Raw genomic sequence first — 24,821 nt, 5'->3', positions numbered from 1 at the left:
TAGCTAAGGAGATGTCCGATGGCGACCGTGAAGATGCACGAGGCGAAGACCCACCTCTCCAGCTTGGTCGCGCGCGCGCTGGCCGGCGAGGACATCGTTATCGCGCGCGGCGACAAGCCACAGGTGAAGCTGGTGCCGGTGGAGAACGGATCGAAGAAGCCGCGCGTACCGGGTGCGCTGAAGGGCAAGATTTCGATTCCCGACAGCTTCTTCAATCCGATGTCGGAGGAAGAGCTGAAACTGTGGGAAGGTGAATGAGACTCCTGCTCGATACGCACGCGCTGGCTTGGTGGTTCGAAGATAGTCCGAGATTGGGTGAGGCGGCCCGGCGAGCGATCGGCGATCCCGAAGCGATCGTGCTGGTCAGTACGGTGTCGGCATTCGAAATGGCGACCAAATATCATCTCGGAAAATGGCCCGAGGCCGGCACGTTGCTCGCTGATCTTTCAGGCTATCTCGATACCCAGCGCTTCGAAACGCTGCCGGTATCGCTCCGCCACGCGCAAATCGCCGGCACGCTGCCGATCCCGCATCGCGACCCATTCGATCGCCTGCTGATCGCGCAGGCGCAGATCGAGCAGGCGCAACTGGTATCCAACGAAGTCTTATTCGATCGCTTCGGCGTCCGTCGCCTCTGGGATTGAGGCGGCACCTCCGCGCCGCGCCAGCGTGACGGTGGTGGCCAAGTCCATCATCACGTTGCCCAAAGTACGCACGATATCGGGGATCGTCTCGACCGCCACCAGCAACCCGAGCGGCGCGACCGGCGCACCGATCGCCGAGGCGACCGGCGCGATCGCGCTGACATAGCTGACCGTGCCGGGCAGGCTGACCGAGCCGAGCGACGTCAGCGTGGCCACGATTGCGCCCACCGCCAGCGTCGCGGGCGACAGCGGCACCTGAAACCAGATCGCGATATAGATCGCCACCGCGAAGTTCATCGCCGGGCCGGTCGCGCGGAAGATCGCGACGGCCAGCGGCAGCGTCACGCCAGAGGTCGTCACCGGCACGCCCATCTCGCTCGCGCCTTCGACCATTGCCGGCAGCGAGGCGAGCGAGCTTTGCGTGCTGACCGCCACCGCCTGGGCCGGCAGCGCGGCCTTGATATAGCGTGAAAGCCCGATCCGCCCGCCGAACACCGCCAGCGGATAGGCGCAGAGCGAGATGGTGAGGCCGACCGCCGCGATCGTCAGGATGTAATGGATCAATGCGCCGAACGCGCCGGTCCCGGCCTTCGCGCCGACCACCAGAGCCAGCGCGAACACGCCCACGGGCCCGATCCACAGGATCCAGTCGATCACCACCAGCATCGTGTCGCGCACCGCGGTGAAGAAGGCGACGAGCAGGGTGCGCGATGCGGCGGCCACCCGGCTCATCGCGAAAGCGAAGATCAGCGAGAAGATGATCAGCGACAGAAACGCATTCTCCGCCGCCGCCTTGACCACGTTGGAGGGGATGACGGCGGCGATGAATTCGCCCAGCGGCGGAATCGGCCCGATCTTCTCCGCGCCGATCATCGCCGCGCGCAGCGCCGCGGCCGAATCGACCGGCAGCGGCACGATCTCCAGGAACAACGGGGTCAGGATCGCCGCCGATACGGCCGACAGGAACAGGATCACGACATACATCGCGATCGCCCGGCCAGCGAGCCGCCCGGCCTGCGCCGCTTCCGCCGTCGCCGCAACGCCGGTGATCAGCAGCGCCACGACCAAAGGCACGATCGTCATCTGTAAGGCGTTGAGCCAGGCGGTACCGATCGGTTGCGCGACGAGCACCACGCCATCAACATTGTCATGCGCGAACGCGGCCAGCGCGATGCCGGCGATCAGCCCGACGATCAGCGCGAGCAGGATACGGGTGGCTTGCGACATGCAGATCCTTCGATATGGCGGTATGACAATGATACGGCGTCAGAACACGCCGATATAGCGGACGGGAAGCCGGGCAATGGCAAGAAAATATTTCGGGACCGACGGCATTCGTGGCGTCACCAACGGCGCGAATATGACTGCGGCGATGGCAATGAAGGTCGGCATGGCGGCCGGCGCACACTTCCGGCGTGGCGATCATCGTCATCGCGTTGTGATCGGCAAGGATACGCGCCTGTCGGGCTATATGCTCGAAAACGCGATGGTCGCCGGGTTTACGTCGGTCGGCATGGACGTCGTGTTGCTCGGGCCGATGCCTACTCCGGCGGTGGCGATGCTGACGCAATCGATGCGCGCCGACATGGGCGTGATGATCTCGGCCAGCCACAATCCGTATGGCGACAACGGGATCAAATTGTTCGGCCCCGACGGCTACAAGCTCAGCGACGAGGACGAACTGGCGATCGAGGCGCTGATCGACGGCGATATCGCGCTGGCCCAGCCCTCCGCCATCGGGCGGGCGCGGCGGGTGGACGATGCGCAGGGCCGCTACATCCACTTCGCCAAATCGACTTTCCCGGAGGATCTGACGCTCGACGGGTTCAAGATCGTCGTCGATTGCGCCAATGGCGCGGGCTATCAGGTCGCGCCCTCCGCCTTGTGGGAATTGGGCGCGGAGGTGATCACGCTCGGCGTCTCGCCCAACGGCAAGAACATCAACGACGGCGTCGGATCGACCGCGCCGGATCTGCTGTGCGAGACGGTGGTGGCGAGCGGCGCGCAACTCGGCATCGCGCTGGACGGCGATGCAGACCGGCTGATCGTGGTCGACGAACAGGGGCATGTCGTGGACGGCGATCAGCTTATGGCGACGATCGCCAGCGGCTATGCCCGCGCCGGGCGGCTCAAGAATGGCGGTATCGTCGCCACGGTGATGTCGAACCTGGGGCTGGAGCGGCACCTCGCCGCGCAGGGCATCGGCCTGATCCGCACCGCGGTCGGCGATCGGCACGTGCTGGAGGCGATGCGCGCCAAGGGCTATAATGTCGGCGGCGAACAGAGCGGCCACATCATCCTGTCGGATTATGCGACCACCGGCGACGGGCTGGTCGCCGCACTTCAGGTGCTGGCCGAACTCGCCTGGGCGCAGGCCCCGGCGAGCGAATTGCTCCACCGCTTCGAACCGCTGCCGCAATTGCTCAAGAACGTGCGCTTCAAGGGCGGCAAGCCGCTCGAGGCGGACGCCGTCAAGGCGGTGATCGCCGAAGCCGAGGCGGAACTGGCCGGACGCGGGCGGCTGGTGATCCGCCCCTCGGGCACCGAGCCGGTGATCCGCGTGATGGCCGAGGGCGACGATTCGGCGCAGGTGACACGGCTGGTGGATCGCATCTGCGACGCGGTGCGGGTGGCGGCGGAATAAGTCGTCCGCCCCCCAATCGTCATCCCAGCGCAGGCTGGGATCTCAACGAGGCGCGCGGAGCACCAGCCCCACAAAGATCCCAGCCTGCGCTGGGATGACGATTGGGGCGGGATGACGAACGGGGCGGGAGCGGCTAGAGCAACCCGATGCTCGAAATGCGCCCCGATTGCGAACGCTGCGGCACGGACTTGCCCGCCCAGGCCCCCGGCGCGTTCATCTGTTCGTTCGAATGCACCTTCTGCGCGGACTGCGCCGATGCGCTGGACGAACGCTGCCCCAATTGCGGCGGCGAATTGATGGACCGCCCGGCGCGCACCGGCAAGGCGCTGGCCGGCAACCCGGCCTCGACCGTCCGCACCTTCAAGGGCTGATCCGCGTGACCCCGCGCATCCTGATCATCGCCGGTTCGGATTCGGGCGGCGGAGCCGGCATTCAGGCGGATATCAAGACCGTCACGATGCTCGGCGGCCACGCCATGACCGCGATCACCGCGATCACCGCGCAGAATACGCTCGGCGTACAGGCGGTGCATATGGTGCCGACCGATATCGTCCTCGCGCAGATCGAATCGTGCGTGTCGGATATCGGCGTGGATGCGGTGAAGATCGGTATGATCGGATCGGCGGAGACGGCGCATGCCGTGGCGGATCGGCTGACGGCGCTCGATGTGCCGATCGTGTTCGATCCGGTGATGGTCGCGACGAGCGGCTCGGTGCTGGCCGATGCGGCGACGATCGCGGCGTTCGAGCGGCTGATGCGGATCGCTACGCTGGTTACGCCGAACCTGCTGGAACTGGCGGCTCTACACACCACCCTTTCCCCCGTTCGCCCTGAGCCTGTCGAAGGGCAGCGCGCCACAGGCACGACCAGTATTGAGGAGGGCGGTGCTTCGACAGGCTCAGCACGAACGGGTTGGGATTTGGCGCGGCATTACCACACGATGGTGCTGGTAAAAGGCGGCCACGGTGACGCCGCCGACATCACCGACATCCTCTACGCCCCCAACGGCGAGATCGCCCGCTGGAGCGCGCCCCGCATCCATACCACCAGCACCCACGGCACCGGCTGCACGCTCGCCAGTGCAATCGCGACCGGGCTCGGACAGGGCATGGCGCTGCCCGAAGCGATCGAACGCGCGATCCGCTTCGTCCGCCGCGCGCTGGAAGCTGCTCCCGGTTTCGGCGGGGGGCACGGCCCGATGGGTCAGCAGCAGGTGACGAACTTCAAATGACGCGCGCCAGCTCCAAACCCAGCCCCAAACCCGGCCCCCGCCCCAGCCTGCGCCACGAAAAGCTCTGCCTCGCCCCGGTCGCCGGAGTGGACGAGGCGGGGCGCGGGCCGCTGGCCGGGCCGGTCGTGGCGGCGGCGGTGATCCTGCCGGCCAAGGGTATCCCGCGCGGGATCGACGATTCGAAGAAGCTCGGCCACGCGGAACGCAGCCGCCTGCACGATCGGCTGCGCGGCTGCGCCCGGATCGGCGTCGGCATCGTCGAGGCGGACGAGATCGACACGCTCAACATCTATTGGGCGACGATGAAGGCGATGACGCTCGCCGTCGATGCGCTGATTCGCGACGGCTGTACGCCCGGCCATGTGCTGGTCGACGGCAACCGTCTGCCGCGCTGGAGCTATGCCGCGACGCCGATCGTATCGGGCGACGCGATCAGCCTGTCGATCGCCGCCGCGTCCATCATCGCCAAGCATACGCGCGACACGATCATGATCGCGCATGCCGAGACCTATCCGCTCTACAATTGGCATTCGAACAAGGGTTATGGCTGCCGCCATCACCTCGCCGCGCTGCGCGAACATGGGCCGACACCGCTCCATCGGCGCAGTTTTGCTCCCGTCGCACAGGCCTATCTCGATTTTTGACGCCAATCCCGGGGCGTGAGTCTTTTACGCCACACCCCACCGCTTGGGGCCTGTGGATAACTCAGGACTCAACATCTGCCTTCACCCCGCAAATGTTCCGCATGCTTAACGATTTGGTGAGCATTTTCGTTAACCAATGTTCGCTTGACCGGGAGTCCGCCCTCCGCCGACATGGGGGCGATGCAGACGGGGATTGGGTTAATGGGGGTTATCGAAAAGGTCCGTGAGGGCGTAGCCGTGCCGGTGGCGGAAGCGCCGGTGGTCGCGTTCGACACGCTGCCATTGGATCAGATCCTGATGGGCGAATGTATCGCGACGATGCGCGCGCTGCCGGCCAAGTCGGTCGATCTTATCTTCGCCGATCCACCCTACAATCTGCAATTGGGCGGCGATCTGTCGCGTCCGGACGGCAGCCATGTCGATGCCGTGACCGACGATTGGGACAAGTTCGATTCCCTGAGCGCCTATGATCGCTTCACGCGCGAATGGCTGTTCGAGGCGAAGCGCATCCTGAAGGATAACGGCGCGATCTGGGTGATCGGCAGCTATCACAACATCTACAAGGTCGGCGCGGCGATCCAGGATCTGGGATACTGGATCCTCAACGACATCGTCTGGCGCAAGGCCAATCCGATGCCCAATTTCAAGGGCACGCGCTTCACCAACGCGCACGAGACTTTGATCTGGGCATCGATGGGCGAGAAGGCGCGCTACACCTTCAACTATCGCAGCATGAAGACGCTGAACGACGAATTGCAGATGCGCAGCGATTGGGAATTCCCGATTTGCGGCGGGCAGGAGCGGTTGAAGAAGGATGGCGTGAAGGTCCACCCGACGCAGAAGCCCGAGGCGTTGATCTACCGCATTCTTCTCGCCTGCACGAAGCCCGGCGATGTGGTGCTCGATCCGTTCTTCGGCACCGGCACGACCGGCGCGGTGGCCAAGCGGCTCGGCCGGCGCTGGATCGGGATCGAGCGCGAGACCGCTTATGTCGAGGCCGCGCAGGAGCGGATCGACGCCGCGCTGCCGCTGGACGAAAGCGCCTTGGTCACGATGCAAAGCCCCAAGGCTGCGCCGCGCGTCGCGTTCGGCACGATCGTGGAGAACGGCATGCTCAAGGCAGGCGCAGTGCTGGTCGATGCCAAGCGCCGCTACAGCGTCACGGTGCGCGCGGACGGATCGGTGCTGTCGGGCGACGTGACGGGGTCGATCCACAAATTGGGCTCGGTGTTGCAGAACGCGCCGGCGTGCAACGGCTGGACCTTCTGGCATTACGAGACGCCCGATGGGCTGAAGCCGATCGATGCGCTGCGGCAGAACTATCTGCTCGCGACGCAGCCGTAATGCCGTCGCCCCGGCACAGGCCGGGGCCGCCATGTTTGACGCGGGACGCCTGTTGCGCGCAACACCCAGCGGCCCCGGCCTGCGCCGGGGCGACGGAAGATCATCATGACGAATAATATCCACCTCCGCCCGATCCAGTTCGTAGATACCCCGATCGGCCTGCCCGAAGGCTCGGTCGCGCGGCTGGCCGGGGGGATGCAATGGTTCGCCGCCTATGAGGTGATCGACGGCCGCGCACGGCGCACCGTGCCGATCGCGGACTTCGACAACGCGCTCGGCGGCAACGAACGCGCCGCGAAACTCCACGCCGCGATCACCGAACCCCGCCCGGCACTGACTCTGGGGAATCGCGTGCTGCGCTTCGACCAGCCGAGCATCGCCGGCATCCTCAACGTCACGCCGGACAGCTTTTCCGACGGCAGCGCGCACAGCGAAGATCCGGCCGCGGCCGCGACCGCCGGCTTCGACATGACCGTGGCTGGCGCGACGCTGATCGATATCGGCGGCGAATCGACCCGGCCGGGCGCGCCGCTCGTCTGGGAAGGCGACGAGATCAAGCGCGTCGTGCCTGTCATCGAGCGCCTTGCGAACGGCGGCGCGCTCATCTCGATCGATACGCGCAAGGGTGCGGTGATGGAGGCGGCACTCGCGGCGGGCGCGCAGATCGTCAACGATGTCGCGGCCCTGCTGTGGGACGATCGCGCATTGGACATCGTGGCGCGCGCCGGGTGCCCGGTGATCCTGATGCACTCGCCCGATCCTGCGAAGGGGCCGCATGGGGACGGGCAGTACGGCAACGTGCTGACCGACGTGTTCGACTGGCTCGAGGCGCGCGTCGCGGCGGCAGTGGCGGGCGGAGTGGATGCTAAAAAGATCATCGTCGATCCCGGCATCGGCTTCGGCAAATCGCTCGCCGACAATCTCGCTTTGCTCAACGGGCTGGCGATCTTCCACGGCCTCGGCTGCCCGATCATGCTCGGGGCCAGCCGCAAACGGATGATCGGCGCGCTGTCGAACGAGGCACCGGCGGACCAGCGGCTCGGCGGGTCGGTCGCGCTGGCGCTGAAGGGCGTCGAGGCCGGCGTGCAGATCCTGCGCGTCCACGACGTCGCGGAAACGGCGCAGGCGGTGCGCGTGTGGCGCGGCCTGAAGGATCAGGCGCTGGTCGGCGGATGACTCGCGCCATGCATCTTTAACGCTATTTCTGCGTTCGGGCCGCGCAAACGCCGCTTAAACTAAGGGGGGAAAGAGCGTGATCGTAGATTCCGTGCCACGGGTGAAGCATATGGTGGCGGAGGTGTGGAAGCCGCTGATCGCGCTCTTCGTGTGGGATGTCGCGGTGACGATCGTCTATTACGTGCTGCCCTTCAAGGCGCCGTCGCTGCCGCTGACGATCTTCGGTTCGGCGCTCGCTCTGTTCCTCGGGTTTCGCGATACATCGGCCTATCAGCGCTGGTGGGAAGGGCGGGTGTTGTGGGGCGCGATGATCAACGCCTCGCGCAACCTGGCCCGCGCCGCGCGCAGCTATCTGCCCGACGAAGAGGGGCGCGATCTGCAACGCGCGATCATCCTGCGCCAGATCACCTATGTGCAGGTGTTGCGCTGCCAGCTTAGGCGGCAGGATGCGACCGCCGAGGTCAACCGCTTCCTCTCGCCCGACGAAGCGGCACCGTCACTGGCGCGCACCAATATCGCCAACGGCATCCTCGACGGCACCGGGCGGCGGGTCGATCAGGCGCGCGCGAACGGCTGGATCGATACCATTCAGCAGGCCTCGATCGAGCGTATTCTGGTCGATATCGCCAATGCGCAGGGCGGGATGGAGCGGCTGAAGAATACGCCGCTGCCCAATCAATATCGCTTCTTCCCCAGCTTCTTCACGCGCCTGTTCTGCGTGCTGCTGCCGATCGGCCTGGTCGAGACTTTGGGCTTCGCGACGCCGGTCGGCTCGACGATCGCCGGGCTGATGTTCCTCGCGGTGCTGCAGATCGGCGAGGATCTGGTCGATCCGTTCGCCGGCCGCATCCACGACGTGCCGCTGACCGCGATGACTCGCACGATCGAGATCGACCTGCTTCAGGCGATCGGCGATCCCGCGCCTGAGCCGATTGCGGTGGTGAAGGGTGTATTGTGGTGAGGCGGGCTTAGGCCGCGTTGTCGATGCCGAGTTCGCCCAGTTTGCGATAGAGCGTCGAGCGCCCGATCCCCAGCCGCCGCGCGACCTCGGTCATGCGCCCGCGATAATGGCCGATGGCGAGGCGGATCACGTCGGCCTCGATATCCTCCAGCGCGCGCATGTTGCCGTCGGCGTTGAACAAAGTCACGCCGCCCGACGTCGCCATCGGCGTCGGCGCAGGTGCCACGTGCCGCGCGGCGCCCAAAGCGGCGATCTGCGGGAAATCGGCGCGGGTCAGCGCCGCGCCGTCGCACAAGACGGCGGCGCGGAAGAGCGCGTTCTGCAACTGGCGGACATTGCCAGGCCAGTCGTAGCTGCCGAGCAGGTCCAGCGCATCGTCGGTGATGCCGAGCGGACGCAAGCCAGGCTGCTGGGCGACGCGCGCGAGCAGGTGGCGGGCCAGCGCCGGGATATCGCCGGTGCGTTCGCGTAAGGGAGGAATCGTCACCTGCACCACGTTTAGCCGGTAATAGAGATCCTCGCGGAACCGCCCGGCCTCGACTTCCTCGATCAGCCGTTTGTTGGTCGCTGCGATCACGCGCACGTCGACCTCGCGGGCATGTCGCGCGCCGACCGGCTGGATATCGCCGTTCTGCAACACGCGCAGCAATTTGACCTGCGCCTCGAGCGGCATCTCGCCCACTTCGTCGAGGAAGATCGTGCCGCCATCCGCTTCCTGGAAACGCCCGATCTTGCGTTCGAACGCCCCGGTGAACGCGCCCTTTTCGTGCCCGAACAGTTCGGACTCGACCAGATTGGCGGGGATCGCGCCGCAATTCACCGTGACCATCGGCTTCTTGGCGCGCGGCGATGCGGCATGCACCGCCTCCGCCACCACTTCCTTGCCGACGCCGCTTTCGCCTTCCAGCAGCACGGCGACGCGTGCGCGGGCGGCCTTGGCGGCGATGGCGAGCGCGGCGCGGAAATCGGGTGCCGAACCGACGATCTCGTCGAACGCCAGCAAGGCTGGAATCTTCTCGGACAACGGACGCAATTCGCCCGCCGTCTTGCCGCCGACCGCGGCATCCAGCGCGGAGAGCAGGCGTTCCGGGGCAATCGGCTTGACCAGAAAGTCTGTCGCGCCGGAGCGCATCGCCGCGACGGCCTGCGCGACCGATCCGTTGGCGGTGAGCATCAGCAGCGGCAAGGCAGGCCGGCGTTCGCGGATCTCGGCGATCAGCGTCGCCGCATCGGCCTCCGGCCCCCAGGAATCGAGCAGGATCGCATCCAACTGCATCCCGTCCTGCGTGCCGAGCATCGCGATCGCCATCTCGCCGTCATTGGCGAACACGGCGCGCCACCCGCGCCGCGCGGCGATCGCCGCGACCAGCCGGCGCTGCGCCGGCTCGTCGTCGATCAGCATCAACAGGCGCTGTCCGTTGCGCGTCATCCGTTCGTCCTGTTCCAAGTTCTAGGGGACGACCTTAATCGTGCCGGGTAAAGACCAGCTTAAGCCGGCCCAAAGCGGGACATGCGGGACGGGGCTTGAGAGCGCGGCAGGCTCGGGCTAAGCGGGATGCGACAAAAGCTTTATGGGGAATGAGGCCATGGCCGGTAACGGTGATCTGAAAGCGCACGAACAGACCTATGGTCAGGTGATCGGCCTGCTGAAATGGGGCGCCGTTGCCTGTGCCGTGATCGCCGCCGCGGTGATCTGGCTGATCGCGCGCTAAGCTCCGCGCGGGTGAAGATCGCAGTCCTGAAGGAACAGGCGGCCGGTGAACACCGCGTTGCCGCCACCCCCGAGACGGTCAAGAAGTTCATCGCCTTGGGCGCCGAAATGGCGGTCGAGGCGGGGGCTGGCGTCGCCGCATCCTATGCCGATGCGGATTACGCCGCGGCCGGCGCGACCGTGGGGCCACGCGCGGAAACGCTTGGCGGTGCGGAGATCATCCTCGCGGTGGTCGGTCCCGATCCGGCGTCTATCGGCGGCGCGGCACCGGGCGCGTGGCTGGCCGCCAGCCTCAATCCGTTCGGGGAGCGCGCGCGTGTAGATGCCTATGCCTCGGCTGGTATCGAGGCGCTGGCGATGGAGTTCATGCCGCGCATCACCCGCGCGCAATCGATGGACATCCTGTCTTCGCAATCGAACCTCGCCGGATACAAATCGGTGCTTGATGCGGCGGCGGAATATGGTCGCGCCTTCCCGATGATGATGACGGCGGCTGGCACGGTCAGCGCCGCGCGCGTGTTCGTGATGGGCGTCGGTGTGGCCGGGCTTCAGGCGATCGCCACCGCTCGCCGGCTGGGCGCGCAGGTCTCGGCGACGGACGTGCGCAGCGCGACCAAGGAACAGATCCTGTCGCTGGGCGCGAAACCGATCTTCGTCGAGAATGTCGCCGGGATCGAGGGCGAGGGCGCAGGCGGCTATGCCGGTGAGATGTCGCCCGAATATCAGGCCGCGCAGGCGGAACTGGTCTCCGGCCATATCGCCAAGCAGGATATCGTCATCACCACCGCACTGATCCCCGGTCGCCCTGCGCCGCGCCTGATCTCTGCGGCGCAGGTCGCCAGCATGCGCCCCGGCAGCGTGATCATCGATCTCGCGGTCGAGGCCGGCGGCAATGTCGAGGGCTCGGTGGCGGGCGAAGTCGTGACGGTGAACGGCGTGAAGATCGTCGGCCACAGGAACGTCGCCGGCCGCCTCGCGGCGGATGCTAGCGCATTGTTCAGCCGCAACCTGTTCAACTTCCTCAGCGCCTTCTGGGACAAGGACGCGGGCAAACCGGTGCTGGACGAAGAAATCGGCGACGCGATCCGGCTGACCAAGGGTGGTGCCGTGGTGAATGCGCGGTTGCTCGGATAGGCATGGGTCTCCTCCATGCCACCGCCGCCGATCCGCGTGAGTTGATCGAGAAGCATCGCGCGGCGCTGACCGATGGCGAGACGGTCTATTATTGCTACAAGACGGTGCGCGATTACATCGCCTTCACCAACTGGCGCGTGCTGTATATCAACGTGCAGGGGCTGACGGGCAGCAAGCGCGAGTATCTGACCGTGCCTTACCGCTCGATCACCGCCTTCTCGATCGAAAGCGCGGGCACGTTCGATCTCGATGCCGAACTCAGCATCTATCTGTCGGGTCACGATCCGATCGAATTCAAGGTCGGGCGCAACACCGATATCCTCGGTTTGCAGGGTTTTCTCGCGCAGAAGCTCGATCGATGATCGCATCGCTGTCCTACATGCGCGCTTTCTGCGACATTGGCCTCGATCGGTCGTCGTCGCTCGGGCCAGCGTCACGCTGGGGCGCATTTCGTATGAACTTGTGTGAACTTCGCCTGCGGAGAGACTGAATGGACTTTATCAGCATCCTGTCGATCTTCGTCATGGCCTGCTTCGTCGGCTATTACGTCGTGTGGTCGGTCACGCCCGCATTGCACACGCCGTTGATGGCGGTGACGAACGCGATCTCCTCCGTCATCATCGTCGGCGCGCTGATCGCCAGCGCGGCGGCCGGCATCGGCGGCACGGGCGCTACGTCGAAGTGGCTCGGGTTGCTGGCGGTGGTGCTGGCCAGCGTAAACATCTTCGGCGGCTTCGCGGTAACGGCGCGGATGCTGGCGATGTACAAGAAGAAGCCGGCAGCGGCTGCGAAGTAACGATATGCCCGTCACCCCAGCACAGGCTGGGGTCTCGTGCCGCAAATGCGCGCGAGCGGACGGGAGATGCCAGCCTTCGCTGGCATGACGAATGGGTTAAGGGGGCAGGATGGAACACGTTGCGGTAAATCCATGGGCGGCACTGGCGTATCTCGTCGCCGGCGTGTGCTTCATCCTGGCCTTGCGCGGCCTGTCGTCCCCGGCGACGTCGCAGCGCGGCAACCGCTACGGCATGATCGGCATGACGATCGCCGTGGTGACGACGCTGGTTACGCATGTGCCGATGAATATAGTGACGCTGGCCGGCCCAGCCTTTCTACTTACTCGAACAGATGTACTTGCGGGTCTAGATTGGCTGACTATCGCAGAAATTCTCGCCGCCATCGTGATCGGTGCCGCAATCGGGCTCGCCACGGCGCGCAAGATTGCAATGACCGATATGCCGCAACTGGTTGCAGCGTTTCACTCGCTGGTCGGCCTCGCCGCCGTATTGGTTGCCGCCGCCGCGTTCCTCAATCCCGCAGCGTTCGGCATCGTCAATGATCTCGGCAATATCCTCACCGTTTCCCGCATCGAAATGGGCCTCGGCGTCGCGATCGGTGCGATCACCTTCTCCGGCTCGGTCATCGCCTTCCTGAAACTCAACGGCAATATGGGCGGCAAGCCGATCATGTTGCCCGGCCGCCACGTCATCAACCTCGCGGTGCTGGCCGCGATCATCGCGCTGGTGGCGTATTTCACGCAGGATCAGAGCCCGTGGGTGTTCTGGACGATCACCGCGCTCAGCTTCGCGATCGGCTTCCTGCTAATCATCCCGATCGGCGGGGCGGACATGCCGGTCGTCGTGTCGATGCTCAATTCCTATTCCGGCTGGGCGGCGGCGGCGATGGGCTTCACGCTGCACAACAGCGCGATGATCATCACCGGCGCTCTGGTCGGATCGTCGGGCGCAATCCTCAGCTACATCATGTGCAAGGCGATGAACCGCAGCTTCATCAGCGTGATCGCCGGCGGCTTCGGCGCGGAGGCGTCCACAGCCGGCGGCGAGGCGAAGGAGCAACGTCCGTGGAAGCGCGGCTCGGCCGAGGATGCCGCGTTCCTGATGAGCCAGGCCGAACAGATCATCATCGTGCCCGGCTACGGCATGGCCGTCGCGCAGGCACAGCACGCTTTGCGCGAAATGGGCGACAAATTGAAGGCGCACGGCGTGCGCGTGAAGTACGCGATCCATCCCGTCGCGGGCCGCATGCCCGGCCATATGAACGTCCTGCTCGCCGAGGCCAACGTGCCCTATGACGACGTGTTCGAGCTGGAGGATATCAACGGCGAATTCGCCCAGACCGACGTCGCCTTCGTGATCGGCGCGAACGACGTGACCAACCCGGCGGCGAAGACCGACAAGACCTCGCCGATCTATGGCATGCCGGTGCTGGACGTCGAAAAGGCCAAGACGGTGTTGTTCATCAAGCGCAGCATGGGCGGCGTAGGCTATGCGGGCGTCGATAACGACGTCTTCTACATGGACAACACGATGATGCTGCTCGCCGACGCCAAGAAGATGGTCGAGGAAATCGTCAAGAATTTGGAATAGAGCGGTGGGCGATCTGTCCATAATGGTGGTATGGCGGCGCGCAAAAGCTGGGATGAATAAGGTTCAGTCAACTGGTTCTGGCCAAAATGGATGTAATCTGACACGCCTCGATCCGTAAAATGCGTACCTCGGCCCCGGGGAACGGCGGGCGGATCGGTGATGAACGACACGACTTACACCATGAAGCCCGGTGCCCTCGTGGTGGCGGGCGATTTGACGGCCGAGCGACTGGCGGTCGAGGCGGTCGAACTGGCCGGTGCCCGGGTGCTGGCGCGGTTCGGCTGGCGCGGTGTCGGCGGGGTGCACGATCATGCCGTGATCGATCTGCTGACGATCGATATGCGGGGCGCGGCGGACGGCGATCTCGATTCCGCGTTACCCGTTTTGGACGCCTTTGCCCGGGATGCGGGGGCGCGGATCGTGGCCGCGCTGGATACCGACCAGATCGATCTCGTCGCCGCCCATCTGTTCGGGCGGCATGTACAATTGCTCTGCGCGCCGACCATGGCGGAGCGGGTTGCGGCGCTGAGTATCGCCGGTGCGGTGCGGCTCGACGGGCAGGTCAACGAGGCTCGCGATGCGGAGGCGGAGCGGCTGCGGCGGCTGAACGAGGAGGTCGCCCGCATCGCCGAGACGCTCGCCCGCCTGACGCGTGGCGAGAGCACGCCGCCGGACCGCCCCGCACCCGGCGTCGGCGATCGCACGCTGGGCTATGGCGCGCCGCCCGGCGACGACACCCCGGTGACGGCGCACGATCTGCGCCAGGCGATCCGCTCGCGCCGGCTGCGCGCGCAATTCTTCGCCGAAGGGCTGTTCGAGGATCCGGCATGGGACATGCTGCTCGATCTCTACGCCGCCGAGATGGAGCGGGCGCAGGTCTCAGTATCGTCGCTCTGCATCGCCGCCGCCGTCGCGCCGACCACCGCGCTGCGCTGGATCGCCAAGATGACCGAGGCCGGCCTGTTCGAACGCCACCCCGACCCGTTCGATCGCCGCCGTGCCTTCATGGCCCTGTCCGGCAAGGCGCGCGAAGGCATGCGCAACTATTGCGCCGCGGCCCGTCGCGCCGGCCTGTCGATCGCCTAAGCTTACCGCGCGATTCCGCCCGCCGCGAGCACCGCCAGCGTCACCAATTCGCTCGCCGTGCTCGTCATCGGCGCGATCTGCACCGGCTTCTCCATGCCGACCAGCATCGGCCCGATCACCGCATCGCCGCCCAGTTCGCGTAGCAGCTTGGCCGAGATGTTGGCGCTCTGCAGCCCCGGCATGATCAGCACGTTGGCCGGGCCGGACAGGCGCGCGAACGGATAATTGGCCAGTTGCTTGGGGTTGAGCGCCACGTCCGGCGCCATCTCGCCCTCATATTCGAAGCCCACCTGACGCGAATCCAGCACCTTCACCGCCTCGCGCAGACTCTCCAGCCAATGCCCCTCGGGATTGCCGAAGGTCGAATAGCTCAGGAACGCAACGCGCGGCTCGTGGCCCATGCGGCGTGCCACGGCGGCGGTCTGCTCAGCGATGTCGGCGAGTTCTTCCGCCGATGGTCGCTCGTTGATCGTCGTATCGGCCATGAACACGGTGTGGGTCTGCCCGACCATCAAATGGATGCCGAATGGCGTGCGCCCGGCTTCGGGATCGATCACACGGCGCACCTCGCGCATCGTGTGCGCATAGGTGCGGGTGATGCCGGTGATCATCGCATCGGCATGGCCGAGCTGCAGCAGCACCGCGCCGAAGATGTTGCGATCCTGGTTGATCATCCGCTCGCAATCGCGGCGCAGATAGCCGCGCCGCTGCAACCGGCCGTACAGGAAGTCGACCATCTGCGGCACCAGCGGCGACTTGCGGCTATTGTGCAGTTCGTAGCTCTCGGGGTCGGACACGCCCAGCGCCTTCAGCCGCTCCGGCACGTCGTCGCGACCGACCAGCACCGGCGTGCCGTATCCGCCATCCTTGAACGCGATTGCGGCGCGCAGCACGACCTCCTCTTCGCCCTCGGCGAACAGCACGCGCTTGGGATGCGCCTTCGCGCCTTCATAGGCGAGGCTCAGCACCGAGGTGGTCGGGTTGAGCCGTGCGCGCAGCTTCGTGCGATACGCGTCCATGTCGATGATCGGCTTGGTCGCCACGCCCGAATCCATCGCCGCCTGTGCGACCGCGACGGAAACGACCTCCATCAGGCGCGGATCGAACGGCGCGGGGATGATGTATTCCGGGCCGAAGCTGTGACGCACGCCGTAGGCGATGGCGACTTCCTCGGGCACCTGCTGGCGGGCGAGGGTGGCGATGGCGTTGGCGGCGGCGATCTTCATCGCATCGTTGATCTCGGTCGCCCGCACGTCGAGCGCGCCGCGGAAGATGAACGGGAAGCCGAGCACGTTGTTGACTTGGTTGGGATAATCCGACCGCCCGGTGGCGACGATCGCGTCGGGCCGTGCCGCCTTGGCCAGTTCGGGGCGGATTTCGGGTTCCGGATTGGCCATCGCGAAGATGATCGGGGCGGGGGCCATGTCCTTGACCATCTCGGGCTTCAGCGCACCCGCGGCGGAGAGGCCCAGGAACACGTCGGCACCGTGCAGCGCTTCCTGCAACGTGCGCCGGTCGGTCTTCGCGGCATGCGCCGACTGCCACTGGTTCACGTTGTCGCGGCCCTGATAGATCACGCCGGTACGGTCGCACATCAAGACATTGTCGTGGCGCACGCCCATCGCCTTCATCAGCTCGGTGCAGGCGATCGCCGCCGCACCCGCGCCGTTCACCGCGACCTTGATGTCCTTCAGGTCGCGCCCGGTCAGCAGGCAGGCGTTGATCAGCCCGGCGGCGGTGATGATCGCGGTGCCGTGCTGGTCGTCATGGAAGACCGGGATGTTCATCCGCTCGCGCAGCGTCTGCTCGATGATGAAGCATTCCGGCGCCTTGATATCCTCCAGGTTGATGCCGCCGAAGGTCGGCTCCATCAGTTCGACCGCATCGATGAAGCGGTTCACGTCCTCGGTCTTCAGCTCGATATCGATCGCATCGACATCGGCGAAGCGCTTGAACAGCACCGCCTTGCCCTCCATCACCGGCTTGGAGGCGAGCGCGCCGAGATTGCCCATGCCCAGGATCGCCGTTCCGTTGGAGATCACCGCGACCAGATTGCCCTTGGCGGTATAATCATATGCGGTGGCCGGATCGTCTGCGATCGCCTGCACCGGCACCGCCACGCCCGGCGAATAGGCCAGCGCCAGATCGCGCTGCGTCGCCATCGGCTTGGAGGCGATGATCTCGATCTTGCCGGGGCGACCCTCCGAATGGAACAGCAGCGCCTCGCGCTCGGAGAATTGCAGGTTGGTTTCGTCGGACATTCGCTTCCTCTCGGGGCTTCGCCCTCTTTAGGTTTGCGTTTGCAATAATGGAACCGTCTTGCCGCAAGCGGTCGCGGGCATTGCGGGATACGGGTGCTGGCCGTAACCGGAGGCGATGTTCTCCGCCCCGACTCCCTCGGCCCCCACGCCCATGATGGCGCAATATCTGTCGCTGAAGGCGGAGGCGCAGGATTGCCTGTTGTTCTACCGCATGGGCGATTTCTTCGAGATGTTCTTCGAAGATGCCAAAGTTGCCGCAAGTTGCCTCGATATCGCACTCACCGCGCGGGGCGAGCATGACGGGGTGCCGATCCCGATGTGCGGCGTGCCGGTCCACAGTGCCGAGGGGTATCTGGCGCGGCTGATCAAGGCGGGGCACCGCGTCGCCATTGCCGAACAGACCGAAAGCCCGGCGGAGGCGAAGAAGCGCGGCGGCAAGACGTTGGTTTCGCGCGGGATCATCCGCGTGGTCACGGCGGGAACGTTGACCGAGGAAGCGCTGCTCGACGCACGCACGGCGAACTGGTGTGTCGCGATCGGGGAAGCGGCGGGGGGTGTGGCGATCGCTGCCGCCGATGTCTCGACCGGGCGGTTCGAATTGATCGAGTGCAATGCGAGCGGCCTCGGCGCGGAACTCGCGCGCCTCGCGCCCGCCGAGACGATCACGTCGGACGCCAGCGCCTTTGCCGAAGCTGCGACGATGCTCCGGCCGCGCGCCGATTTCGACAGCGGCGATGCCGAACGGCGGATCAAGGCGCTGTACGGCGTCGCCACCTTGGACGGCTTCGGCCAGTTCAGCCGCGCGGGGCTGGCGGCGGCAGGCGGGCTGATCGCGTATCTCGACCATACTGCCAAGGGATCGCTCCCGTTCCTGCGCCCGCCACGCATCGCCCATGCGACGCAGGCGATGGCGATCGACGTCGCGACGCGCGAGAGCCTGGAACTGACCCAAACTGCGAGCGGACAGCGTAAAGGCAGTCTGCTCGACGCGATCGACCGCACCGTCACCGGTGGCGGCGCACGCCTGCTCGCCGCCGATATAGGTGCGCCGCTGATGGCGCGGGACGGGATCGAGGCGCGGCTCGATCTGGTGCAATTGCTCGCCGAGGATGCGCACCTGCGCGACGCGCTGCGCAGCACTTTGCGCGGCCTGGCCGATATCGGTCGTGCGCTCGGGCGGCTCGCGGCGGGCAGGGGTAGTCCGCGCGATCTCGGCCAGTTGCGTGACGGGCTCGACGGCGCATGGCATCTGGGCGAGCGGCTCGACCGGGTCGATGCGCTGCCTGCCTTGCTTACCGCGCTCGCGCCGCAGCTTCGCGGTCACGGCGCGCTGATCGACCTGCTGAGGCGAGCGCTGGTCCCTGCGCCGCCGATCGATGCGAGCCAGGGCGGCTACATCGCCGAGGGGTATGACGTAGCGCTCGATGACCTGCGCGATGCCGGTGCTGGGGGGCGGCGCGCGATCGCCGCGCTGGAGGCGGAGTATCGTGCCCGCACCGGCATCGCCGCGCTCAAGATCAAGCATAACGGCGTCCTCGGCTATCATATCGAGGTTGCGGCCAAGAATGCCGATGCGCTGATGAAGCCCGATAGCGGCTTCACGCATCGCCAGACGATGGCCGGCGCGGTGCGCTTCAATGCGCCGGACCTGCACGATGTCGCGCTGAAGGTGACGCAGGCCGGCGCGCACGCGCTGGCGGCGGAGGCGTCGCATCTCGAAGACCTGACCGCCGCCGCGCTCGACGGGCGGGAGCAGATCGCCGCCACCGCCGACGCGCTCGCCCGGCTGGATGTGTCGGCGGCTTTGGCGGAACGCGCGGTCGAGGGCGGCTGGGCGCGGCCCTCCTTGGTCGACCATGCCTGTTTCGAGATCGCCGGCGGGCGGCATCCGGTGGTCGAGGATGCGCTGGCCAAACGCGGCGAACGCTTCGTCGCCAACGATTGCAATCTATCCGAGGACTCGCGGTTGTGGCTCGTCACGGGGCCGAATATGGGCGGCAAATCCACCTTCCTGCGCCAGAACGCGCTGATCGCGGTGCTGGCGCAGGCCGGCAGCTACGTGCCCGCCACCTCGGCGACGCTCGGGCTGGTCGATCGCCTGTTCAGCCGCGTGGGCGCGTCGGACAATCTCGCGCGTGGCCGCTCCACCTTCATGGTCGAAATGGTCGAGACGGCGGCGATCCTGGCGCAGGCGACACCACGCAGCTTCGTGATCCTCGATGAGGTCGGGCGCGGCACCTCTACCTATGACGGGCTGGCCATCGCTTGGGCGGTGGTCGAGGCGATCCATGAGGACAATCGCTGCCGCTGCCTGTTCGCGACGCATTACCACGAACTGACACGACTCGCCGAACGCTGCGAAGCGCTGACCCTCCACCACGTCCGCGCGCGCGAATGGAAGGGCGAACTGGTGCTGCTGCACGAGGTGTCGGAAGGCCCGGCGGACCGAAGCTACGGTCTCGCCGTGGCGCGCCTCGCCGGCTTGCCTCCGGTGACGATCGCGCGGGCGAAATCGGTACTCGCGAAACTGGAAGCGGGCCGCGCCAAGACCGGCGGGCTGGCGGCGGGCCTCGACGATCTGCCGCTGTTCGCCGCGATGGCGGAGGCGGTGGAAGAGGAATGCGACGCCATCCGCGCCGAAGTCGAGCGCATCGACGTAGACGCCCTGACCCCGCGTGAGGCGCTGGAGGTGCTGTACCGGCTGAAGGCGATCAGTCGGGAGGGGTGAGGGTGATCGGCATAAAGAGAACCTTTGTGTCGCAGATCTCATCCTTCTGCCGGTTTTCAACTCGCTTGCGAACATCATATGGCTGCGCCATTTAGAATGTTATGTCGAAAACTGGATATAATCGGCTCATGCATGAGGTGTGCGTTGAGTGGGGTTTTTGCGGTTGCATAAAATACGGCCAGCAATTGCACGTCGATCAGCTAATTCCGTCTGCCGGCCCAGTGACTGCTGACCAGTTCGTTGAGTGGGTCTTCCTCGCGGATGACATGAATCCGAACTCGGAACCCGAACGATGGAGCCGACACAAGGCCGCGATCCGAGCCGCATTCATAGAGCATATGGGCGACGCAGTTGTAGATGCCTCACGGCTGCGCTGGGATGAAGTGGCGCAGGAACCCATTAAGTCCGCTGACAAGTTTAGAGGGCGGTTGACCTGACGTTCGCATCCGCTCGTGCTGAGGCTGTCGAAGCGCAGTGCTTCTGTCTGGCGAAAGGCAGTGCTTCGACAACATGGGCGGATGTAAAACCTAGTTCGGCTTGAAGTCATCGAACGCTAGTCGGAATGCCGATCAACCCACCCCGCCTTCCAGCACCGTGTAGGTCATCGCGTGGCGGAAGCGGAACCCCATCGCCTCGTACATGCCGATCGCGCCTTCATTGTCGGGATAGACGTGCAGGAACGCCGTCTCGCCGCGCGCCAGGATGCGCCCGATCACAACTTGCATTAGCGCGCGCGCATAGCCCTGGCCGCGATGATCGGGGTGGGTGCAGACCGCGCTGACTTCGGTGAAGCCGGTCGGCTTCATGCGCTCTCCGGCCATCGCCACTAGGCGACCATCCAGTTTCACGCCGACGAAATCGCCCAGCCTGTGGGTGTGCGAGAAGAACGGCCCCGGCACGGTGAGCGTCGCGAGCGCCATCATTTCGGGTGCGTCGCCGTCGGTTAGCGGGGCGAAATCGATCGGCGTGACCGGGCCGGTCAGCCGGGTCAGCAGCATCTGGTTGATGATCGCGCGCGAGCGGATCGCCACGCCGGGCGGCGGGGCGAATTCCTCCGCCTCGACCAGCCCGAGCGTGCCGCCAGGTGGCACCAATGCGGCCAGCGCAGTCAGGCTTTCCGGCGTCCGATCCGCCGCCGCGCCGAACAGGTTGATCTCGGGCCGGAAACGCAACGCCGCCGCATCGCCGGTTGCGAAATCGTCCTGCCGCGTGGTCAGCGTGTTCCAGACGGGGCGGTCGAGCGGATGCGGTCGTTCGGTCATGGGCCGATTACATCAGGATTCCGGATAGGCGTCGCCCCGAATCCTGCGCTGAAAGCCCGGCCGGTCGGGTAAAATGCATGGCGGCGATCATCACGCCAGACGCGCGAAAGGGGCAATGTCCGGCCGGACACCGCCCCTTTTCTTTGTTTCGGTGGGGCTTAGCGGCAGCGAATCTGGTTGCTGCTGCTGCCCTGGTCGATCGCCTTGCCAGCCAGCGCGCCCGCCGCGCCGCCGAGCAGCGTGCCGACGATGCGCGAACGGCCGCCGTCGATCACGTTGCCGAGCAATGCACCGCCCGCCGCGCCGACGATCAGGCCGGTGGTTCCGTCGTTGCGCTTGCAATAATAGCGCCCGTCGGTGCCGCGATACACGCGCTCGTCGGCGCTTAGCGTGCGCTCCTGATAATTGCCGGTGCGATAATCGCCGGTGGGATCGTAATAATCGTCGCCGGCGCGGCGATATCCGCCATTGTCGCCATTGTTGTAGCCCGAATTGTCATAGCGGGGATCATTGTAGCGCGGGTCGTTATATTGCTGCTGATAGCCGCCCGAACGGCGCGCCACGGCGGCGCGATAGCGATCCGATTCCTGGCGGAACAGCTGCAACTCGGTGTTGATGCGATCCTGCGCGGCGGTGAAACGCGCGGTTTCCTGCGCGGTCTGTGCGCTGGCGGGCGCGGCGAGCGGCATCAGGCTTGCGGCCGTTGCGGCGGCGGCGATGATCAGTCGGTTCATGGAAACTCTCCCAGTTCGTTGCGGCGTGAGAACGATCATGCCGCGCGGTTCGTTCCTGCACCAGGCGAGATGAACGGAAGCTGGTGACGGCGCGCTCGCCCTTCCCTATCTAGACGCGCATGTCCGGCCGCTTCGATACGCTTCCAAACCGCCGCGCGATCATCGATCGCCGCTCCGTCGCCGATGCGCTCGCCGCGCTGGAGGGCGACGACAAGGTCGCGCTACGCCGCGCGACCGTGCCGGTGCTGAAGGCCGCTCTGGAGACCGGGCGGGTAGAGATCGAGCGCCGCCTGATCGAGCATCCCTCGCGCGGCCTCGAATCCGCCGCGGCGCAGGCATTCCTCACCGATCAGTTGCTGCGGCTGATCTACGATTTCACCGTGCAGCGGCTCTATCCGGTCGGCAATGCGACGGCGGGCGAGCGACTCACGCTGATCGCGGTCGGCGGTTACGGGCGCGGCGAGATGGCGCCTTATTCCGATCTCGACATCGGCTTCCTCACCCCGTGGAAGCAGACCGGCTGGGCCGAGCAGGTGATCGAGACGATGCTCTACACCTTATGGGATCTGGGGTTGAAGGTCGGCCATAGCAGCCGTTCGCTCGACGAGATGGTGCGGCAGGCGAAATCGGACATCACGATCCGCACCGCCTTGCTCGAGGCGCGCTACGTCTGGGGCGACGATGCGTTGTACGAGGAGGCGTCGCGCCGCTTCAAGGCCGAGGTGCAGACCGATACGCGCGGCTTCGTCGCCGACAAATTGGTCGAGCGCGACGTGCGCCACCGCAAGATGGGCGACACGCGCTATGTCGTCGAACCCAACGTGAAGGAAGGCAAGGGCGGCCTGCGCGATCTGCACACGCTTTTCTGGATCGGCAAATACGCGCACAACGTGCAGCGTGCCGCCGAACTGGTCGAAGCCGGGCTGTTGAGCGCGGACGAATATCGCCAGTTCCACCGCGCGGATAATTTTTTGTGGGCGGTGCGATGCCATCTGCACAGCATTGCCGGGCGGGCCGAGGACCGGCTGACCTTCGACCTGCAGCAGGACATCGCCGAGCGGATGCGCTTCGCCGATCGGCCGGGCAAATCGAGCGTCGAGCGCTTCATGCAATATTACTTCCTGCAGGCGAAGACGGTCGGGAATTTGACCGGCGTGTTCCTCGCGCATCTCGACGAGAAGTTCGCCGCGCGGGGGCGACGCTTCAACCTGCCGACGCTGCGCCGCAGCCCGAGCAAGCTCCACGGTTTCAAGCTCGATCGCGGGCGGCTGGCCTTGCCGTCTGACGATTTCCTCGAACAGAAACCTGTGCGCCTGATCGAGATGTTCGCGCTGGCCGACAAGCACGCGCTGGAAATCCACCCGTTGGCGATGCGCGCCGCCGCGCGCGATGCGAAACTGGCCGACGACCTGCGCAAGAATCCGGAGGCCAACGCGCTGTTCCTCGACGTGCTGACGAGCCCGCGCGATCCCGAAACGGTGCTGCGCTGGATGAACGAGGCGGGGGTGTTCGGGCGCTTCATTCCCGATTTCGGCCGCGTCGTCGCGCAGATGCAGTTCGACATGTATCACCACTACACGGTCGACGAACACACGATCCGCGCGATCGGGCTGCTCAGCAAGATCGAACACGGCACGCTGCCCGACGATCATCCGCTCGTCACCGCGATATTCCCGCAGATCGTGTCGCGCCGCGCGCTGTATGTCGCCGTGCTGCTGCACGATATCGCCAAGGGGCGGGGCGGGGATCATTCGATCCTGGGGGCCGAGGTGGCGCAACGGCTATGCCCGCGCTTCGGCTGCACGCCGGCGGAAACAGAGACGGTGGCGTGGCTGGTGCGACATCACCTGCTGATGTCGGCCACCGCGTTCAAGCGCGACCTGTCGGATTTCAAGACGATCCTCGATTTCTGCGATGTGGTGCAGAGCCCGGAACGCCTGCGCCTGCTGCTCGCGCTCACGGTGGTCGATATCCGCGCGGTCGGCCCCGGCGTGTGGAACGGGTGGAAGCGGCAATTGCTGTCCGATCTGTACGAGGCGGCGGAGGAAGTGCTGCGCCTGGGCCACAAGCAAAAGGGCCGCAGCGAGCGCGTCGCGGCCAAGCAGGAGGCGCTGAAGGCGGCGTTGGGGTGGGACGACGAAACCTTTGCGCGGCTGGTGAAGCGCCTGCCCGAACCCTATTGGGTCGCCGAGCCGGAGGATGTGCTGGCGCGCAACGCCCGTCTGGTCGCCGATGCCGGCGACGCGCAACTCTCGATCGCGGCGCAAGTCTATCCCGAACGCGGCGCGACTCTGGTCACGGTCTATGCTGCCGATCACCCGGGGCTGTTCTACCGGATCGCCGGGGCGATCCACGCGGCAGGCGGCAACATCATCGACGCGCGCATCCACACCACGCGCGACGGTATGGCGCTGGACAATTTCCTCGTCCAGGATCCGTTCGGACGGCCGTTCGACGATGCCGGGCAGCTCACGCGGCTGAAGACGGGGATCGAGGATGCGCTGGCCAATCGCGGGCGGCTGAGCGACCGGCTGAAGGCCAAGCCGCTGCCGCGCGCCCGCGCCGAGGCGTTCCAGATCGCGCCCAACGTGCTGATCGATAACAAGGCGTCGAATCGCTTCACCGTGGTCGAGGTCAACGCGCGCGACCGACCGGCCTTGCTCCACCAACTGGCGCACACGCTGTTCCAGTCGAAGGTGACGATCCATTCGTCGCACGTCGCCACCTATGGCGAGCGTGCGGTCGATACCTTCTACCTCACCGATCTGACCGGCGACAAAATCTCGGGCAGTGGCCGGCTGAAGACGCTGGAACGCCGCCTGCTGGACGCGGCGGCGGGTGTGGATATGATGGAGCCAGCCTGAAGCGGGAGAG

General features: G+C 65.9%; 22 protein-coding genes. 17 read left to right on the top strand and 5 right to left on the bottom strand.

What is annotated here, in order from left to right; translation table 11 throughout:
* Window positions 1–18: 18 nt before the first annotated feature.
* Window positions 19–258 (top strand): type II toxin-antitoxin system Phd/YefM family antitoxin, encoded by a 240-nt coding sequence (locus U1738_RS15410; protein WP_332789937.1) that lies wholly within the window; start codon window positions 19–21, stop codon window positions 256–258.
* The gene (locus U1738_RS15405; RefSeq protein ID WP_332789936.1) at window positions 255–644 is read left to right on the top strand and encodes a type II toxin-antitoxin system VapC family toxin; all 390 of its coding nucleotides are present in this window, start codon (window positions 255–257) and stop codon (window positions 642–644) included. The genes U1738_RS15410 and U1738_RS15405 overlap by 4 nt, the downstream gene beginning before the upstream one ends.
* On the opposite strand, the gene U1738_RS15400 is transcribed toward U1738_RS15405, so the two are convergent.
* The gene (locus U1738_RS15400) at window positions 606–1,871 is read right to left on the bottom strand and encodes a dicarboxylate/amino acid:cation symporter (RefSeq protein ID WP_332789935.1); all 1,266 of its coding nucleotides are present in this window, start codon (window positions 1,869–1,871) and stop codon (window positions 606–608) included. The two genes, U1738_RS15405 and U1738_RS15400, sit on opposite strands and share 39 nt — an antisense overlap.
* A 76-nt stretch (window positions 1,872–1,947) precedes the next feature.
* Here U1738_RS15400 and glmM point away from each other — a divergent pair, with 76 nt between their 5' ends.
* The 7 genes from glmM (at window position 1,948) to U1738_RS15365 (ending at window position 8,644) form a co-directional block, all read left to right on the top strand.
* The gene (glmM, locus tag U1738_RS15395) at window positions 1,948–3,288 is read left to right on the top strand and encodes a phosphoglucosamine mutase (protein WP_332789934.1); all 1,341 of its coding nucleotides are present in this window, start codon (window positions 1,948–1,950) and stop codon (window positions 3,286–3,288) included.
* Window positions 3,289–3,434: 146 nt separating this feature from the next.
* A complete protein-coding gene (locus tag U1738_RS15390) occupies window positions 3,435–3,659 on the top strand; it encodes a DUF1272 domain-containing protein (RefSeq protein ID WP_332789933.1) in 225 nt (74 codons plus the stop codon).
* A gap of 5 nt (window positions 3,660–3,664) precedes the next feature.
* The gene (gene thiD, locus U1738_RS15385) at window positions 3,665–4,519 is read left to right on the top strand and encodes a bifunctional hydroxymethylpyrimidine kinase/phosphomethylpyrimidine kinase (RefSeq protein ID WP_332789932.1); all 855 of its coding nucleotides are present in this window, start codon (window positions 3,665–3,667) and stop codon (window positions 4,517–4,519) included.
* Window positions 4,516–5,163: a ribonuclease HII gene (gene rnhB / locus U1738_RS15380; RefSeq protein ID WP_332789931.1), complete on the top strand. Its 648-nt coding sequence runs from the start codon at window positions 4,516–4,518 to the stop codon at window positions 5,161–5,163. Before thiD ends, rnhB begins: the two co-directional genes overlap by 4 nt.
* A gap of 201 nt (window positions 5,164–5,364) precedes the next feature.
* Window positions 5,365–6,507 carry a site-specific DNA-methyltransferase gene (locus U1738_RS15375; RefSeq protein WP_332789930.1) on the top strand — a complete coding sequence of 381 codons (1,143 nt, stop codon included), beginning with the start codon at window positions 5,365–5,367 and terminating at the stop codon, window positions 6,505–6,507.
* Window positions 6,508–6,612: 105 nt separating this feature from the next.
* A complete protein-coding gene (folP, locus tag U1738_RS15370; RefSeq protein ID WP_332789929.1) occupies window positions 6,613–7,683 on the top strand; it encodes a dihydropteroate synthase in 1,071 nt (356 codons plus the stop codon).
* 76 nt (window positions 7,684–7,759) lie between these two features.
* The gene (locus U1738_RS15365; protein WP_332789928.1) at window positions 7,760–8,644 is read left to right on the top strand and encodes a bestrophin family protein; all 885 of its coding nucleotides are present in this window, start codon (window positions 7,760–7,762) and stop codon (window positions 8,642–8,644) included.
* A gap of 7 nt (window positions 8,645–8,651) precedes the next feature.
* On the opposite strand, the gene U1738_RS15360 is transcribed toward U1738_RS15365, so the two are convergent.
* Window positions 8,652–10,073 (bottom strand): sigma-54-dependent transcriptional regulator, encoded by a 1,422-nt coding sequence (locus U1738_RS15360; RefSeq protein WP_332789927.1) that lies wholly within the window; start codon window positions 10,071–10,073, stop codon window positions 8,652–8,654.
* 157 nt (window positions 10,074–10,230) lie between these two features.
* On the opposite strand from U1738_RS15360, the gene U1738_RS15355 reads away from it, so the two are divergent.
* The 6 genes from U1738_RS15355 to U1738_RS15330 all read left to right on the top strand — a co-directional run bounded on the left by U1738_RS15355 (window position 10,231) and on the right by U1738_RS15330 (window position 14,962).
* Window positions 10,231–10,356, top strand: a complete 126-nt coding sequence (locus U1738_RS15355; protein WP_332789926.1) for an aa3-type cytochrome c oxidase subunit IV — start codon at window positions 10,231–10,233, stop codon at window positions 10,354–10,356.
* Between the two features lie 11 nt (window positions 10,357–10,367).
* Window positions 10,368–11,489, top strand: coding sequence for an NAD(P) transhydrogenase subunit alpha (locus tag U1738_RS15350; RefSeq protein ID WP_332789925.1), 1,122 nt, complete (start codon window positions 10,368–10,370; stop codon window positions 11,487–11,489).
* Window positions 11,490–11,491: 2 nt separating this feature from the next.
* Window positions 11,492–11,851 carry a PH domain-containing protein gene (locus tag U1738_RS15345; protein ID WP_332789924.1) on the top strand — a complete coding sequence of 120 codons (360 nt, stop codon included), beginning with the start codon at window positions 11,492–11,494 and terminating at the stop codon, window positions 11,849–11,851.
* Window positions 11,852–11,979: 128 nt separating this feature from the next.
* Complete coding sequence (locus U1738_RS15340) at window positions 11,980–12,285, top strand: proton-translocating transhydrogenase family protein (protein WP_332789923.1); 306 nt, start codon at window positions 11,980–11,982, stop codon at window positions 12,283–12,285.
* A 109-nt stretch (window positions 12,286–12,394) separates the two neighbouring features.
* Window positions 12,395–13,876, top strand: coding sequence for an NAD(P)(+) transhydrogenase (Re/Si-specific) subunit beta (locus tag U1738_RS15335; RefSeq protein ID WP_332789922.1), 1,482 nt, complete (start codon window positions 12,395–12,397; stop codon window positions 13,874–13,876).
* A gap of 159 nt (window positions 13,877–14,035) precedes the next feature.
* On the top strand, window positions 14,036–14,962 hold the full coding sequence (locus U1738_RS15330; RefSeq protein WP_332789921.1) for a winged helix DNA-binding protein: 927 nt from the start codon (window positions 14,036–14,038) through the stop codon (window positions 14,960–14,962).
* Between the two features lie 2 nt (window positions 14,963–14,964).
* On the opposite strand, the gene U1738_RS15325 is transcribed toward U1738_RS15330, so the two are convergent.
* Window positions 14,965–17,223: an NADP-dependent malic enzyme gene (locus U1738_RS15325; RefSeq protein WP_332789920.1), complete on the bottom strand. Its 2,259-nt coding sequence runs from the start codon at window positions 17,221–17,223 to the stop codon at window positions 14,965–14,967.
* Between the two features lie 151 nt (window positions 17,224–17,374).
* On the opposite strand from U1738_RS15325, the gene mutS reads away from it, so the two are divergent.
* The gene (gene mutS, locus U1738_RS15320; RefSeq protein WP_332789919.1) at window positions 17,375–19,951 is read left to right on the top strand and encodes a DNA mismatch repair protein MutS; all 2,577 of its coding nucleotides are present in this window, start codon (window positions 17,375–17,377) and stop codon (window positions 19,949–19,951) included.
* A gap of 569 nt (window positions 19,952–20,520) precedes the next feature.
* Here the strand turns inward: mutS and U1738_RS15315 are convergent.
* Both U1738_RS15315 and U1738_RS15310 read right to left on the bottom strand, forming a co-directional pair.
* A complete protein-coding gene (locus tag U1738_RS15315; protein ID WP_332789918.1) occupies window positions 20,521–21,213 on the bottom strand; it encodes a GNAT family N-acetyltransferase in 693 nt (230 codons plus the stop codon).
* A gap of 158 nt (window positions 21,214–21,371) precedes the next feature.
* Window positions 21,372–21,947 carry a glycine zipper 2TM domain-containing protein gene (locus tag U1738_RS15310; RefSeq protein WP_332789917.1) on the bottom strand — a complete coding sequence of 192 codons (576 nt, stop codon included), beginning with the start codon at window positions 21,945–21,947 and terminating at the stop codon, window positions 21,372–21,374.
* 119 nt (window positions 21,948–22,066) lie between these two features.
* On the opposite strand from U1738_RS15310, the gene U1738_RS15305 reads away from it, so the two are divergent.
* Complete coding sequence (locus U1738_RS15305) at window positions 22,067–24,811, top strand: [protein-PII] uridylyltransferase (protein ID WP_332789916.1); 2,745 nt, start codon at window positions 22,067–22,069, stop codon at window positions 24,809–24,811.
* Window positions 24,812–24,821 lie beyond the last annotated feature (10 nt).

Origin of the sequence: Parasphingomonas caseinilytica (assembly GCF_036663755.1) — a bacterium.
Taxonomy (GTDB): domain Bacteria; phylum Pseudomonadota; class Alphaproteobacteria; order Sphingomonadales; family Sphingomonadaceae; genus Sphingomonas.
Note: the sequence above shows the minus strand (reverse complement) of the source record. Positions and strands in the feature narration are given on the sequence as shown.